The organism is Streptomyces sp. NPDC094034, from assembly GCF_040303865.1.
Lineage (GTDB): Bacteria > Actinomycetota > Actinomycetes > Streptomycetales > Streptomycetaceae > Streptomyces.
Genome location: NZ_JBEOUD010000012.1, coordinates 1 through 14,416 on the forward strand (window position 1 = coordinate 1; position 14,416 = coordinate 14,416).

Consider the following 14,416-nt stretch of genomic DNA (forward strand, 5'->3'; position numbering starts at 1 on the left):
CTCGTCCGACAGGATCAACTCGGCCTTCGGCCGCCCAGTACGCGCCACCCCACAACCCTACACATCTGAACAGAATTCCAGACTCAGAAGACTAGGTCCCCTCTCACGGACGCGACGCCTGGCCGGTCGGCGGTTTCGCGGCCGTGGTGACGGAGACCCGGACCGGGTTGGAGGTCACGCGGACACCACCGATGGTGGCGCGGGCCGTGATCGTCGCCGTACCGCGGCTCACCGCCCTGACCACACCATCGCTGTCGACGGTGGCAACGTTCGAGTGGGAGCTCGAAAAGCTGACGGCGACCGGCGCGGACGAGATGTTGTCGGCGTTGAGGGTCAGGCCGTCACCGGTGACCGTGACCTCGGAGGCGTCCATGTCGGCCGTGTTGACCCGCTTGTTGAAGCCCCTGCCGTAGGTGTTGTCGGCGAGGGTGATGTCGGCCGCGCCGTCGAAGGTGAACAGCGGGGACGGATGGCTCGCGGGCGGCGCGTCCGTGGTCACGGTCGTCGTATCGCCCACGCTCAGGGCCCGCGAGGGGCCGGTGAGCCGCAGATGGGCGTAGCGCTCGACGCGGTTGTCACGGAAGGTCAGATCGCCGACGCCGCGGCCGGAGACGATGGTCCCGCCGGTGAGGTTGAAGTCGTTGTCCTCGATGAGGACGTTGCGGTGCACCGGCTGTCCTTCGACGAAGTCCTGGTTGGTGGGGTCGAAGAAGATGACCGGGCTCGCGGGGCGGTCGAAGACATTCCCGCGGATGGTGACGTCCCGCACCGGGCCCGACTCGTACCAGGCGCGGGCGTCGGACGAGATGTAGATGCTGGCCATGCTCATGCCGTCGAAGCGGTTGTTCTCGATCAGCACCGGCCTGCGCGTCGTGACGAGGATTCCGCGCGTCGGCACGGCCTGGAATGTGTTGCCCGTGATCTCGACGGTGGGTGTGTACGTGGTGTTCTCGGCCACGTAGTCGCCCGGCGCCGTCAGTACCGCGGCGGGAAGCGCCCGGTCGAGGACCACGGTCATGTCCCGCAGATAGGTGGTCGGGTCCGCGCCCGCCGGGACCCCGCTGCCGGTCGGTCCGGTCACCGATACCACCTTCGCCGTCGCGCCGGGGGTGGCGAGCATGGTGCGCCGGTCGACGAGCTCGATCGTGTCACCCGGGTGGAACTGGGGAAATCCGGACGTCTGATGGTGCATGTAGCGCAGTTCCAGCGTCCTCGACTCGGCGGCGGTCACCTGGAGATAGGTGCCGTGGATGTTGATCGGGTCGTCCTGGGGGTTGTCGAAGAGGCTGTTGGTGACGCGTACGGTGCCCTTGACGCCGGACATCTGGATGTGGTCGGCGAAGCCCGAGGTGACACGGCCGCCGCCGCGCTCGGCCTTGAAGGTGACCGAGTCGATGCTGATGTCCTCGCTGAGCTGGCCCACGATGCCGAAGCCGTGCAGGTAACCGAGTCGGAGGTGATCGGCCGTGATACGCGACGACTCCCAGAACAGGGCGCCCGGCGTGTCCCTGGTGTCCTCGCGCATTTGATAGACGTATCCGAGGTCGCCGGGTGCGGTGCCGTCGCTGTAGCCGAACCGCAGCCTGCCGCCGCCGAGTTCGGTGATCTTCGTGACGTTCCGGAAGACCGGATTGGCCGTGCGCCAGGTCCTGTTGGTCGCGGGGTCGTGGACCTGGGAGTAGTTGAAGGAGTCGGTGCCGGTCCAGTACGGCTGTCCGGTGGCCGGACTCCGCTCGCCGTTCCAGCGCACCGAGGTGCCCTCCACGGTGTAGTCGTACGTCGTGGGGATGTCGATGATCCGGTACGCCCGCCCGGCGACGACTCCGGTGTCGGCCACCGTGATGTCGACCGTTTTGGGGGCGACCCATGTCTGCGAGAAGTTGGTGAAGCGCACGTCCTTCGAGCGGATCGCCGCGAAGACGGTCTGGAAGCCGTGGTTGACGATCCTCGACCCGCCGCCGTCGACGATGACGTTCCGCATGTCCTCGACGAGGATGCCGATGTTCTTCGTCTTGAACGCCTGGTCGCTGCCGACCGTGTTGCTGACGTACAGCTCCCGCTTCGGCGTCCGCTCGGGCCAGATGTGGTACGTACCGGCCGGGAAGTGGATGGTGGTGGGGCCGCCGACGGCCTTCGCGTGGGCGATCGCGGCGTTGACGGCGGCGGCGGAGTCCGCCTTGCCCGAAGGGTCCCCGCCGAAGTCCGTGACGTCGATGACCGTGCGGCCTCTGTTGTCGACGACGGCCGCGCCAGGGATACCTCCGATGACCGAGGCGGTCCCCGGACGCGCGACGGAATGCCCGGCGGCCGTCCCCATCGGCGCGCCGAACACCCCGACGATGAGAGTGGCGGCAGCACAGAATGGCGCGCAGGCAGCTGCACGGATGGCGGTTCGCCCGCCGAACACGGTGCGGACCAAACCCGGTCGCGTAAGTCTCATGCCGTTCCTCCGGGGGTGTCCGAGGCCAATCATCCGAGCCATTCATCCGAGGTCTTAGCTGGAAGGTAGGGCCGTCACCAATAAAGAACAAGAGGAACGACAGAAGTAAACATTCTCCTTCATGCCTGCCGCTGGACCACCTTGGCACGCGGAGGCGAGACCGGGGCACCACCGGGCCGGGACAAGAGGGGCCGGGACAGGACGACTTCCGTCCTCCCCCGGCCCCCTCGCGGTGCGTCACCCGCTGATGGACACCTCACTGACAGCCCAGAACCAGTTGTTGCCGCCTGTGTAGCGGAAGTGGACGCGCGCGCTGGTGGCGCCCGCCGGGACCCGGAGAGCGATCCTCTCGACGCGTGAGGTCGCGTCGGCGGTGTACGTCCTCACGGAGACAGGGGCGCCGCCGTCGTAGGACACGAGCACGTCGCCCTTCTGGGGTGCCTCGTGCCGGTAGAACGTCGCGTACGTGAGTGTGGCGGTGGCGCCGCCGTTGACCGGGTACGCCCGGCTGATCAGGGTGGAGTCGAAGGTCCCGGAGACCGCTTTGTCCGACCACTCGTCGCCGTCGGCGACCGCGAACACGTTCCGCGCCCGGACATGGCACTCGCGCTGCTGATCGCGCTGCGTGGCGGTCCAGAACTCGTCGGTGGTGAAGGACCAGCCGCGCCACTCGGTCACCCCGCCCGTGCCCATCCTGGAGTTGTCGATGGACCAGCCGCTGGGCGGCGTATGGGTGTAACCGAGGACGTCCGCCCCGATACCGGTCTCGTCCGTACGCGTGAGGAGCGAGCCGCGGAGTGCGGCGAAGTCGTCGGGGCCGGGCTGTTGGAGGGGGCGCCCGTCCAGGTCCCAGGCGGGGTCGATGGCGATGCCGAGGTGGGCCAGCACGCTGGCCGCGACATCGGGCATCCGGATGTCGTGGCGCGTGGAACCCGCCGTGACCGTCGGTCCTGTGGCGATCAGAAAGGTCTCGCGCTCGGGCCGGCTCGACCCGCCATGGCCGCCCGCGTCGGTGTGTCCGTGATCCGTGGTGACCATGATCAGCCAGTCCTCGGAGCCGTACGTCGACCGGCCGTTGACCGCGGCCAGCATCTGGCCGATCTGGCTGTCCACGCCGTGGATGGCGTCCAGGTACTGCCGACTGGCGGCGCCGTAAGAATGGCCCGCGTGGTCGACGTTGTCGAGTTGCACGAACACGGCGTCCGGATTGCCGGAGCCGAGTTCGGAGACGACGCGTGACGTGGTGCCGGTGTCGTACTCCGCTCCCGGGGTGGAGATTCGGGTGTCGACCTTCGACGAGAAGACGGTGTCGGTGAGAGGCGCCCAGGACGAGACGGCACAGGTACGCAGGGCGGGTCGGGCGGTCTCGATCCGGGTGAGGAAGTCGGGGTACCGGGCGAACTGCTGCCCGGTGAAGTTGTTGTCCTTGACCTTGTGTTTGTCGGGCCAGACGCCGGTGATGATCGTGGACCAGCCGGGGCCGGACATCGTGGGAGCCATGGGGTTGGCGTAGAGGGTGCTCGGCGCGGTGAGACCGGTGGCCATGAGCCTGTCCAGGTTCGGTGCGTCGGCGTCCTTGATTCTGCTGAGCAGCGCGCCGTCGACGCCGATGACCAGGACCTTCGGGGTCTTGGCGGCAGCGCGGGCGACGGCCGGGAGCGGCCCCGCGAGGGCGGCCAGGGTGGCGGCGCCGATCAGCACCGAGCGACGGGAGACGCCTGAGGTCCTGGGTGAGGCCGTTGGTGAGGTCGTGGGTGAGGTCACGGGCGGGGTCACGGGCGGGGTCACGGGCGGGGTCACGGGTCCTCCGGAATGAGGGAAGGCGGAAGGGAAGAGCCGACGGTCGTACGTCCGCCGGGCGCGTCCGGCCGGAACCGAACCTGGGAACGGTGCGTACGCACTACCCAGGCCCGGCCCGGCACTTGGGTCCAGACCCGTTATCTTTCCGTCATGCGTCATCGAGTTGCCAGGGCGCTCCGGTGAACTCCGGTGGGCTCCAGTGAACTCCCTTTGACCGCGGATGAATTCTCGGCCCGACCCGTGAACTTCCGGCTTACGAGGGCCGACGTTCGCGCGCACGCGTGCTCGGGTGCGGGCCCGTACCCGGGCCCGTACCCGTACCCGAGCACGGCGCCGGCGTTTCGCCTGGGGCAGCCTCCACGCCACCCCAGGCCCCGGCGCCACCTCAGGCCCCGGCGCCGGGAGATCGCTTGTCGGGCCGCTCGTCGTTGCCGTGCGGACGGTCAGTCACCCCTCGGCCGCGGTGAGCGCGCCGAGGGCGCTGGCCTGAGTACGCCAGTCCGTCTGGTTCGGACTGCCGCCTGCCCACCGCACGCCGAGGGCATTGAGTGAGTCACGGTCGGTGGCCCAGAGGGAGTCCGCCTGCCGTTGGACATAGGAACGGTAGGCGGCGGATCCGGTCGCGTGCTGAAGGTCGTTCAGGAAACGCATGAAGATGCCCTTGAACTGCTTCTGGTTGTCGTCACAGGCCGCCTGGCCGACATCGCAGGACTCGGTGAGAACCCCGTTCGTGGTCAGTCGCGGGCTGGACATCGCCGCATCCGCCAACGTACGGGCGAGGGCCGACAGCGAACTGTCGCCGCTCACCTTCGACGCCTCAAGCAGGCCGCCGATGGCGAGCCCCTGGTTGTAACTCCACACCGTGCCACCGTTGTTGCGGCACGCGGAGTCCAGCCCGTCGTTCACCAGACCCGAGGAGCCGATCAGCCCGCTGGAGCGGAACCACGCCGCGGCCGTCGTCGCCCGCTGCCCCCACACGGTGTCGCCGCCGATGCGCTGGTGCAGTGACGCGGTCAGCCACAGGTACTGCCCGTTGGTCACAGCGTTCTTGTACGTACGCTCGCGGTCCCACCACACTCCGCCGCCGCAGGTGCTGGTGTCCCAGTACTGGTGCACGTAACTGGTGATGGTCACGGCCTCGTTCAGATAGCGGGCATCGCGGGTGTAGTCGTACGCGGCCAGCCAGGCCATCCCCCACCACGCGGCGTCGTCGATGGCCCGGCTGATGAAGTGGCCCTCGATCGGGTCCGTGCCTCGCGCGCCGGCGGGGAACGTTCCCTTGTTCTGGTCGAAGGTGCGCGCGATGACCCAGTCATAGTCGTGCGTTCCGGTGCGCCGGGCGAAGTCGATCAGGGATGTGAGGGTGGCGGCGGAGTTCCACCAACTGCTCTTCCACCAGCCCTCGTACGGGTCATAGGACGACATCAGTGCGTCAGCCGCCGCACGAGACCTGGACGGCACCGGCCTCACCCACGCGGTGCAACTGCCCTCCTGATGACTGGCCTCCCGGCCGCAGGCGCGCACCGCGCCGCCGTAGAGGAGGCCTCGGGGGTCGCGGGTGGCGAACATCGTGGTGTGGGACGCGGTTGCCCCGGCCGGCACGCTGGTGCGGCCGAGCGAGGACCCGTCCGGCCAACTGCTCCCGCCGTTCCAGGAGCGGTCCAGCCATATCTCGTCGCCGGGACCGCCGCCTTCGATGCTGCCCCAGGCCATGGAGTTCTTCTGGTCGACGTGCAGCCGGATGGTGCGACCGTGCAGGGAAGTGGGGGGTACGGGCTGGTCGTCGCCCGCGGCCTGTCCCGTGTCGGCGCCGTCGCACAAGGTGTCGCACACGCTCTGGTAGGCCCAGTTCGTGCAGGTGACGGCGTTGGCGTCGCCACACGCACGCACCAAGCCCCGCCGGTGGCTCACGGGGTCGGTGATGTTGTACATCAGCGTTCTGGTACCGGTCCACGTGCTCGGGACACTCGCCTTGCCCAGAAGCGGTTCCCAGGTCGCACCGCCGTCCCAGGAACGGTCGAGCCAGACCGAGTCGCCCGTGGCCCCGTCGTCGATGCTCGCCCACGCCATGTCGTCCGCGTCCGACACATGCAGCTCCAGCCGACGGCCGTTGAGATCCTTGTTCGGCACGGGGAAGCTCTCCTGCCGGGCGAGCGAGGGATCCCGTGTGTCGCAGAACAGGGCACACACCGCGGCGGAAGCGGTGGAACGGATGGAGGCGGTCGGGGTGGCGGCGGTGGCGGTGGTGGCGGTCGCCGATACCGGAACCAGGACCGTGGCGGCGACGACGGCCGCCAGAAGGAACCTGACCAGGTGTACTCCCACAGCCGCACACCGCCCCGCGCCGTGCCACCACGCTCGTCGGCGGACGGCGCCCACGGGCCTCCGATCCAGTGCGAACCGCCCACAGCGGGCGCCCGGCAGGGAGCGTCGCGATCGGCCACCGACAACGTTGTCTCCGCGCGTATCCGGCATCGAAGTCGCCTCACTCTCGTGGCAGGGACCCGATGAGCGGGCGCGCGCGTCGATCACCCGACGGCCTTGCCTGTCGACCGGGACCCCTGGGCTGATTCGTACCTATTCGGGGAAGTGAAGCGCCTTGACAGGTCACTGTCAATCGGCTCGGCATCCCTGTCCGATGGAAACATGACGGACGGGGCCCTTTCCCGGGTCTGGGAGAGGGCCCGTTGGGCCACCGCCCGGGAGAGCCCGGGCGGTGGCGCTCACTCAGAAGCCGCCGCTGCGGATCCGGTCGCGGATCCAGATGCCGGCCTCCTTGAGGACCGAGGTGCCGGTCCACTGACCGCGTGCGCAGGTACCGGTCTTGAAGACGGCGCCGGATCGGTTGTCGTCCGAGTAGTTCCAGTTGGTCCAGCTGATCTTCTTCTGGGCCATCAGGTCGATGTAACGCTGCGACTGGGTGAAGTCGTTGGCGCCCTCACCCGCGTAGTTCTGGGTGCCGAACTCCGTGACGAACATGGGGATGCGGTCCGCGGCCCGGGAGAGCGTGTTCAGGTACTCCGCTTTGTGGGACGCGGCGTAGAAGTGGAACGTGTACATGATGTTGCCGGCGTTCACCGGGTTGTTGACGACCTCGGTCTCGTTGGCGCCGTCGGAGACGCCGAGCGAGGACCAGGCGCGGGTACCGACGAGGACGACACCATCGGGGTCCTGGGCCCGGACCACCGGGATGATGGTCTCGGCGTAGCTCTTGATCTGCGACCAGGAGACGCCGTTCGGCTCGTTGGCGATCTCCCACAGGACGTTGACCTTGTCCTTGTGACGGCGCGCCATCTCGGTGAAGAAGGTGCGGGCCCGGGCGGTGTTGGCGTTGGGGTCGCCCGGGGTGAGCTGGTGCCAGTCGACGATCACATACAGACCACGCGCGGTGGCCTGGTCGACGATCCGGCTCGCGAGGTCGGTGAACTTGGCCGGGTCGGTCTCGTAACCGCCCTCCTGTACATAGGTGGAAACGCGGAGGATGTCGCCGTTCCAGTCGTTGGCGAGGGCGTCCAGCGAGCCGTCGGTCACGCACTGCGCGTACCACTGGGTGCCGTGGGTGCTCATTCCGCGCAGCTGGATCGGGACTCCGGAGGCGTTACAGAGCTTGGTGCCGCAGACGCGGACCTTGCCGTTGATGCTGACAGGAGTGTCGGCCGCGCGGGCGGCCGGGGTGATGCGGTCCTGACCGGCGGCCGGAGCGGAGGCACCGGCCTGGGCGGTGACACCGAGGCCCAGGAACAGGGCTATGGCCAGGGTGAGGATCGCGGTGGGACGCAGTCTCTTGAGGAGCGTTGAGGGCATGGCTGACCCTTCATGAGGCGGACATGACAATCCGGGCGTGGGGTCCATGGACGTGGTGCGCTCCACGGGGGGTGGTTATTGAAAGTTAGGTTTGTTTCCAGTTGGCCGTCAAGGGCTAGTTAGGTTTATTTCCCGGGGTCGTGACGGCCGCCAACCGGCGGCGTCGCGGATGCGCGTGCCCGACGCCGCTGTTCGGAGATGGAGCGCCGGATTCCTGGCCCACTCCGGGGCCCTGTTTCACGGACTGAGAGGATGGCGCGGACACCTCAACAGAAGAAAGGGGATGCGCATGGCCGTGCTCATCTTGTCCGGCGTCCTCGTGCTCGCCCTCGGAGGGTGCGTCTGTGTCGTGTGGGCGGCGCGGGGTGGCCCGCGCTGGGTGCGCGCGGTGTCCGCCGCGACCCTGGCGGCGGGCGAGGCGGTGCGCCGGGCGAGGCGTACGGGCCGGAGCCGTAACCCGAACCAACTCGGCGATTCAGACGGCTAGGGCCTTTCGTTTGGATCAGGCCGGATCAGGGAGCGCCCGCCGCGCGGCGGCTGATGTCACCGCCGTGTAGCGGGCTCGCGCATGTCCGCAGGACAGGACCTGGTACCGCGGCGGGAACCCCAACTGCTGTTCCGGCCCGGGCGAGACATCGGCCGATGCTCGGGCGGTCGAAATATTGTGTGTCGTGCGGGTCGGTGAGCGTGCAGACTCGCTCCATGGTGGACATGTGGGCGTTCCGGGACGCGGTCGATCGCTGGGCGGCCGGCGGCCCCGGTGAACCGGCGCGTGACCTGGCCGTGCGGCTGGGATTGGGTACCGCGGTGCTGTTGGAAGGTGCCAGTGACCTCGCGGCCGTCGAGGCACTGGCCACACAGCTTGGCCGGGACCTTGCCGCCGAAGGAGTGTGTGCGGTGTCGATCGGCGGGGCGATGAGCATAGGCCGCTACGCCGGACTTCTCGGGCCGCCCGGCCTTGGGCTGCGCCTGACAGGACTGTGCGACGAGGGCGAGCAGCGCTTCTACGACCGTGCCTTGACGCGGGCCGGAGCGCCGGGGCGGGGCTTCTTCGTGTGCGTGGCGGACCTGGAGGACGAACTCATCCGCGCGCTGGGCACGGCGAAGGTCGAGGAGATCATCCGTGCCGAGGGCGACCTGCGCGCCTGGGAGACGTTCCTGCGCCAGCCCGCGCAGCAGGGTCGGCCCCGCCAACAGCAGCTGCGGCGCTTCCTCGGCACGAAGAAGGGCCGCAAGATCCGCTACGGCCGTCTCCTGGTCGACAACCTCGCCCCCGGCCGGACACCGGCCCCGCTGGACGACCTCTTCACGAGCCTGTGACGGACTTGTCCTGCCCGCAGTACATCCGGCCGGCGCCGCCCGTCCCCATGCCGTAGCGGGCACCGCCGAGCGCGTGTCCGGACGCGACGCGGCGTGAATCCGATTGCGCCCCAGCTGACCGGCCGCGCATCCTGCTGGGATGCGCTTCTCCATCAACATCCCCAACTTCGGCGACTTCGCCGACCCGCGGAACGTCGCGACCGTAGCGACTGCCGCCGAACAGGCCGGCTGGGACGGCCTCTTCGTCTGGGACCACGTACTGCACCGACAGCACCAGGGGCGCCCCTTCGGGGATCCCTGGATGGTGCTGACCGCCGCCGCGCTGGCGACCTCCCGGATCCGACTGGGCACGCTACTGACACCGGTCCCCCGTTACCGTCCCCAGCAACTCGCCCGCCAAGTGGCCACCTTGGACCACCTCAGCGGCGGGAGGGTCATCTTCGCCGCTGGCCTGGGCGGTCCGGTCGAGGACGAATACCGCAGCTTCGGCGACACCGCCGAGCCGCGCGTCCTCGCCGAACGGCTTGACGAGGGACTTGAGTTGTTGGGGAACCTCTGGTCCGGCCGGCCGGTGAACCACCACGGCCGGCACTTTGAGGTCCGGGACGTGGCATTGCTGCCCGCCACCGTGCAGCAGCCCCGTCCACCGGTGTGGATCGGCGGGTTCTGGCCGCGACGTGCGCCCATGCGGCGGGCAGCACGGTGGGACGGCGCGGTGCCCCTGTTCGAGACGGCCCGGCATGGTCACGTGGCGGATGCGGCGGAGGTACGGGAACTGGTCGCTTACGTGCGCGAGCAGCGTACGGCGGCCGGGGCCGAGCACCCCTTCGAGTTCGTGCTCGGCGGCGCCACGCCCCCGGAAGCGGCCAAAGCCAAAGACGTGATCGGCCCGCTGCACGACGCCGGCGCCACCTGGTGGGACGAGCGGCAGGTTCAGACCGGCCCCGATCTGGATCGTCTGTCCCCGGTGCTACGCCGCATCGAGGCGGGACCGCCCGTGATCCGATGATCTGATCGTGAGACTTCGTCTGCCGACGAGGAAGTGATCGGGGGGCGTGTCCTCTGGTCGGGGTAGCCCCACCTCGTAGAGGGAGGCTGGCTCCAGAGACCGGACGATCGCCCCCGGGATAGCTTCCCGTTCCGGGGGTTCCGGCCTCCGGCCCCCACCGGAAAGACGCTGCCTCTCCCTAGCCGAAAGTCCTCGATGAACAGCCTCGAACCCCTGTCTCGCCTCGCCGCCGCGCCACGGAGGCAGATCGGCCTCCTGATCTCGCTGGCCGGAGCGCTCCTCGTCGCCTTCTTCCTCGCGCCCAACGCGCTGGCCCGGAGTTCCGTCAATACGGCGAACGTCGGCGATTCCTTCAGCCGGGGTTTCGTCGCCTACTGGGGTTCCGGCAGCCAGGACTTCCCCGCCCAGTTGGAAACCACTGTCGCCTTCTGGTTCCGCTTCCATCTCGTCAAGGCCGGTGTCTCCGCGCTGCTCCTGGTAGTGGCCGTGGCCCTCGGTGTCGTCCTCTGGAAGCGTTTTCGGCAGCGGATCGGCGGGCAGGCCGGCCGCGTCCCCTTCCTGCTGCCCGGGGCCCCCGTCGCATTGCTCGGGCTCTTCGCCCTTGTGGCGCTGGTGGCCAATCTGCAGGGCGCGGCGGCTCCGTTCGCCTCGCTGCTCCCCATGCTGACGAGCGAGGGCGCGGACGGCGAACTCAGCGCGACCCTCGCCCAGGTTCAACAGCAACTCGCTGTCCATCCCGGCGGTCAGCACTCCCCCGCCCTCACCTTCATGATCAGCGAGTTCGCCACGTACCACGCCGTTCTGGCCGGCATGGCCGCCCTGGTCGCGCTCGCGCTGGCCGGTGCGAGTGTCGTGTTGTGGAGGCGGCTGAAGACGTCGCCCGACGTACGCGCGAGGCGTGCGATGAAGTTCGGCGGTACCGCCTCCGCGCTCCTGACAGCCGTTGTGCTCGTCATCGCCTTCGCGAACACCACGAATGCGGCGGACTCACCCCAGGCGCTCGCCAACTTCTTCGCCGGGGGGTGGTGAGACAGCCATCGCGCCCGGGAACCAGGCGCCTTGGCACACCTGTCGGCAGCTCCTCGCGTCGCTCGACGAGGGCCCGACTCTTGGCGGAACCACCTCCTGCCGTCGAGCGGTACGCACTTGCTGGACTGGGAGCCGGATCCCCCAGGCCCCTCCAGGTCGGATCATCCACGCCCTTCAAGAAATGGAGAGAACCTTCCGCAGTTCGCTCCTCCCACTCACACCGGTCTTGCGGTAGACCCGATGCAGGTGGTTGTCAACAGTGCGTACGGTGATGCCGAGTTGCCCGGCGATACGTTGGCTGCTCTGGCCGATAGCGGCGAGACGTGCGATGTCGCGTTCGCGATCGGTCAGCTCGGGGGTCCAGCAGGCGAGGACGGCCGGTGTGGTGACGCCCTCGCAGCGCTGCGCGAGTTGATGGCAGCGATCGGCGACCTGCTGGGCGTGCGCCGGATCCGAGTCGCGCGACCACAGGAGCGCCGCGTGGGCTGCCGCCTCCGCGGCGTGCAGATGCATACCGGCGGCTTCGAACGCGGTACAGGCCCGCTCCACACCGGAGGCGTCACGGCTGGCGAGCGCGGCGGCGTGTTCGGCGTAGATCCCTATGTGCGGGGCGTCCGAGGCGGCGGCGAGTTCGGCCAGTCGGGCGGATACGGTCGCGGGGCGGCCCAGCCGTATCGGCAGGTGCAACAACTCCGCTTCCCAGAGCGGGGCTTCCTGTTTCCTGGCGTCGCCCGCCGCGCGTATCGCCTGACGTGCGGCGTCACTGCCCCGGCCCTGGGCCGCCAGGATCCACGGCTGGGCCATCTGGAAGGCCGGGATGTGGAATACGCGGTAGGACTCCACGCGGGCCAGATGCGCCTGGTCGAGCAACGCCTTCGCCTTGTCGGCGTCGCCGATCAGCGCCTCGACGGTGGCCCACTCGCCGAGGATCAACGCCTGCTGGCCCCAGGTGCTGTCGTCGCGCAGCGTGGAAACCGCCTCCCGCATGTGTCGTTGAGCGGATCTCAGACGCCCCTGGCGGGCGGCGACTCTGCCCAGATAGAACTGCCAGGCGCCCAGGTGACCGACCCAACCGGAGTCCTGTGCCTGTCGGTACTGGTCGACGGCGGTCGCTTCGGCTTCGCCCAGCCGACCCGAGAATGCCTGGATGATGCACAGCCAGCCCAGAAGGCCGGCCCGCACCATGGGTATGTCGTCATCGCCTGCGGACGCCGACAATGCCGCGTCGATCAACTGCCGTGCTGCGACGGTCCGCCCGTGACAGAAGTGGTCGACGCACTCGGCGTACCGTAATCGGAGCGCTGTCCGGGGGCTCGACGGTGTGTGGTCCCGGGCGCGGGTGACGGCCTGCGCGTACGCCGGCCAGTCGGTGTGCACCGCGAGGAGGATGGCCCCCAGCGCGGCCAGCTCCGCTCGTGCGGCGTCATCGGTCATCGCCTGTTCGGTACGGCGCAGCAACTCCAGCGCGTCAGCGGGCCGGTCGAGCGAGAGGTACATGTTGGCCGCGCGCAGTTGCACCGACTCCAGATGATCGCGGCTGGATGTGACGGACGGGGGAAGGTCGCTGTGGACCTGCTCCGCTCGCACACCGTGCCCGGCGTAGCCGAGCGTGATGGCCAGTGTGCGCCGGGCCGGCGCCCCACCACCGGCGTCGCAGGCCGCCTGGGCCAATTTCGCCGCCAGGGTGAAGTCCATCGTCAGTACGGCGTGATCGGCCGCGGAGACGAGCAACCGCGGATCGCTGAGATCACCGGCTTCCAGAAGCCAGCCGCCGACGCGGGCGATGTCCTCACGCCGCCGCAGGCCCCTCCGCCGGACCGCCGCGGCCAGCTCCTTACAGTACTGTCGGCGCCGGTGGGCCGGCGTCCGCCCGCGCAGGACCTCGCCGTAGAGGGGATGAGCCAGCCGGAGGTGTATGCGCCGACCGTCCCGCTCACTGATGACGAGGCCGCGGCGGTCGAGTTCGTCCAGCGCGGTCGCGCTGGTGAGTTCTTCGAGGACCGGCACGCCCAGCGGTTCCCCGAAGGCGAGCAGTCCGGCGGCGCGTTGCACGTCCGCGGGGAGCTGTCCGATGCGTTGACTCACCACATCGACCAGCCGCGTGCTGAGTTGGAACGGTCCTTGCCAGGACCACACCTCCTCGATCACCGTCAGTGCTCCGAAGGTGAGTCCGGCGTCGACCAGTTGCTGCAACCAGAGCACATTGCCGCTGCTGCACTCCCAGAGCCGACGCACGGTCGTGGTCCCCACCTGACCACGCAACGTCCGTTCCAACAGCTGCCCGACGGAATCGGGCTCCAGTGGCCGCAGGTCGACTCTGGCGGCGTAGTCCCCCCGTACCAGTGCCTCGATCGCGTCGGGCATCGTCACACCGGAGCGTGCGGTGAGAACGAGCCGCGTACCGCCGCGTACGGCCAGGTGCAGCAGCAGGGCGGCCGAGCCCTCGTCGAGCAGATGCGCGTCGTCGACGAGCAGGATTCGCCGTCCACCGTCGGTATCGGCGAGCAGCGCGTCCGCAAGTACCCGCAGCAGGTTGGGGCGCCCGCTGGCGCTGGGCCAGGTCGCGGGGAGCAGATGTGCCAGGGCCCCGAAGGGGATCTGGGCGGTGCTCTCGGAAGCCGATGCCACCATGGCCTGTCCCTGGGAGGCTTCCGTCCTGGACAGCAGTTCGCGTGCCAGCCGCGACTTGCCCACCCCCGCCGCACCCGTGATCAGCAGACAGGTCCGGTCGGAGTGCTCCAGCCGCGAGATCAACTCGCTCAACACGTCGTCCCGACCTGTCAGGGGCCAGGAGCGAGGAGAGGAACCGGCCTCATGTCCCAAATGTTCCGAGGATGCCTGACGGTCATTTCGGCCATTCATCGACAGCCCTTCTGCACGGATCGGCCCCGCACACCAGGCCCGACATCATACGGAGGGACGCGGACTCTGAGTACCCGGCTACTCACGACATGAATCTCCCTCAGAGGTAGGTTTCACAACGCCTCGCGCGGCACCCGAGAATCGATTCCGGC

The 14,416-nt window shown here is 69.0% G+C and carries 9 protein-coding genes; 4 read left to right on the forward strand and 5 right to left on the reverse strand.

Translation table 11 applies throughout. The annotated features are described in order from the left end of the window. Positions 1-103 precede the first annotated feature (103 nt). From ABTZ59_RS13545 to ABTZ59_RS13560, 4 genes are all read right to left on the reverse strand, one after another. Positions 104-2,332: an alpha-1,3-galactosidase-related protein gene (locus ABTZ59_RS13545; protein ID WP_351395543.1), complete on the reverse strand. Its 2,229-nt coding sequence runs from the start codon at positions 2,330-2,332 to the stop codon at positions 104-106. Between the two features lie 345 nt (positions 2,333-2,677). Next, positions 2,678-4,141 carry an alkaline phosphatase family protein gene (locus tag ABTZ59_RS13550; RefSeq protein ID WP_503002785.1) on the reverse strand — a complete coding sequence of 488 codons (1,464 nt, stop codon included), beginning with the start codon at positions 4,139-4,141 and terminating at the stop codon, positions 2,678-2,680. 546 nt (positions 4,142-4,687) lie between these two features. Then, positions 4,688-6,565, reverse strand: coding sequence for a glycoside hydrolase family 76 protein (locus ABTZ59_RS13555; protein WP_351395547.1), 1,878 nt, complete (start codon positions 6,563-6,565; stop codon positions 4,688-4,690). Positions 6,566-6,967: 402 nt separating this feature from the next. Further along, positions 6,968-8,044: a glycoside hydrolase family 5 protein gene (locus ABTZ59_RS13560; protein ID WP_351395550.1), complete on the reverse strand. Its 1,077-nt coding sequence runs from the start codon at positions 8,042-8,044 to the stop codon at positions 6,968-6,970. A gap of 289 nt (positions 8,045-8,333) precedes the next feature. Here ABTZ59_RS13560 and ABTZ59_RS13565 point away from each other — a divergent pair, with 289 nt between their 5' ends. From ABTZ59_RS13565 to ABTZ59_RS13580, 4 genes are all read left to right on the forward strand, one after another. Then, positions 8,334-8,531, forward strand: coding sequence for a hypothetical protein (locus ABTZ59_RS13565; protein ID WP_351395553.1), 198 nt, complete (start codon positions 8,334-8,336; stop codon positions 8,529-8,531). A 215-nt stretch (positions 8,532-8,746) separates the two neighbouring features. After that, on the forward strand, positions 8,747-9,364 hold the full coding sequence (locus ABTZ59_RS13570; RefSeq protein ID WP_351395555.1) for a TOPRIM nucleotidyl transferase/hydrolase domain-containing protein: 618 nt from the start codon (positions 8,747-8,749) through the stop codon (positions 9,362-9,364). 139 nt (positions 9,365-9,503) lie between these two features. Further along, positions 9,504-10,373: an LLM class flavin-dependent oxidoreductase gene (locus tag ABTZ59_RS13575; protein WP_351395557.1), complete on the forward strand. Its 870-nt coding sequence runs from the start codon at positions 9,504-9,506 to the stop codon at positions 10,371-10,373. Positions 10,374-10,568: 195 nt separating this feature from the next. Continuing rightward, positions 10,569-11,402: a tat (twin-arginine translocation) pathway signal sequence gene (locus tag ABTZ59_RS13580; protein WP_351395560.1), complete on the forward strand. Its 834-nt coding sequence runs from the start codon at positions 10,569-10,571 to the stop codon at positions 11,400-11,402. A 174-nt stretch (positions 11,403-11,576) separates the two neighbouring features. Here ABTZ59_RS13580 and ABTZ59_RS13585 read toward each other — a convergent pair whose 3' ends face one another. Continuing rightward, the gene (locus ABTZ59_RS13585) at positions 11,577-14,264 is read right to left on the reverse strand and encodes a LuxR C-terminal-related transcriptional regulator (protein ID WP_351395563.1); all 2,688 of its coding nucleotides are present in this window, start codon (positions 14,262-14,264) and stop codon (positions 11,577-11,579) included. Positions 14,265-14,416 lie beyond the last annotated feature (152 nt).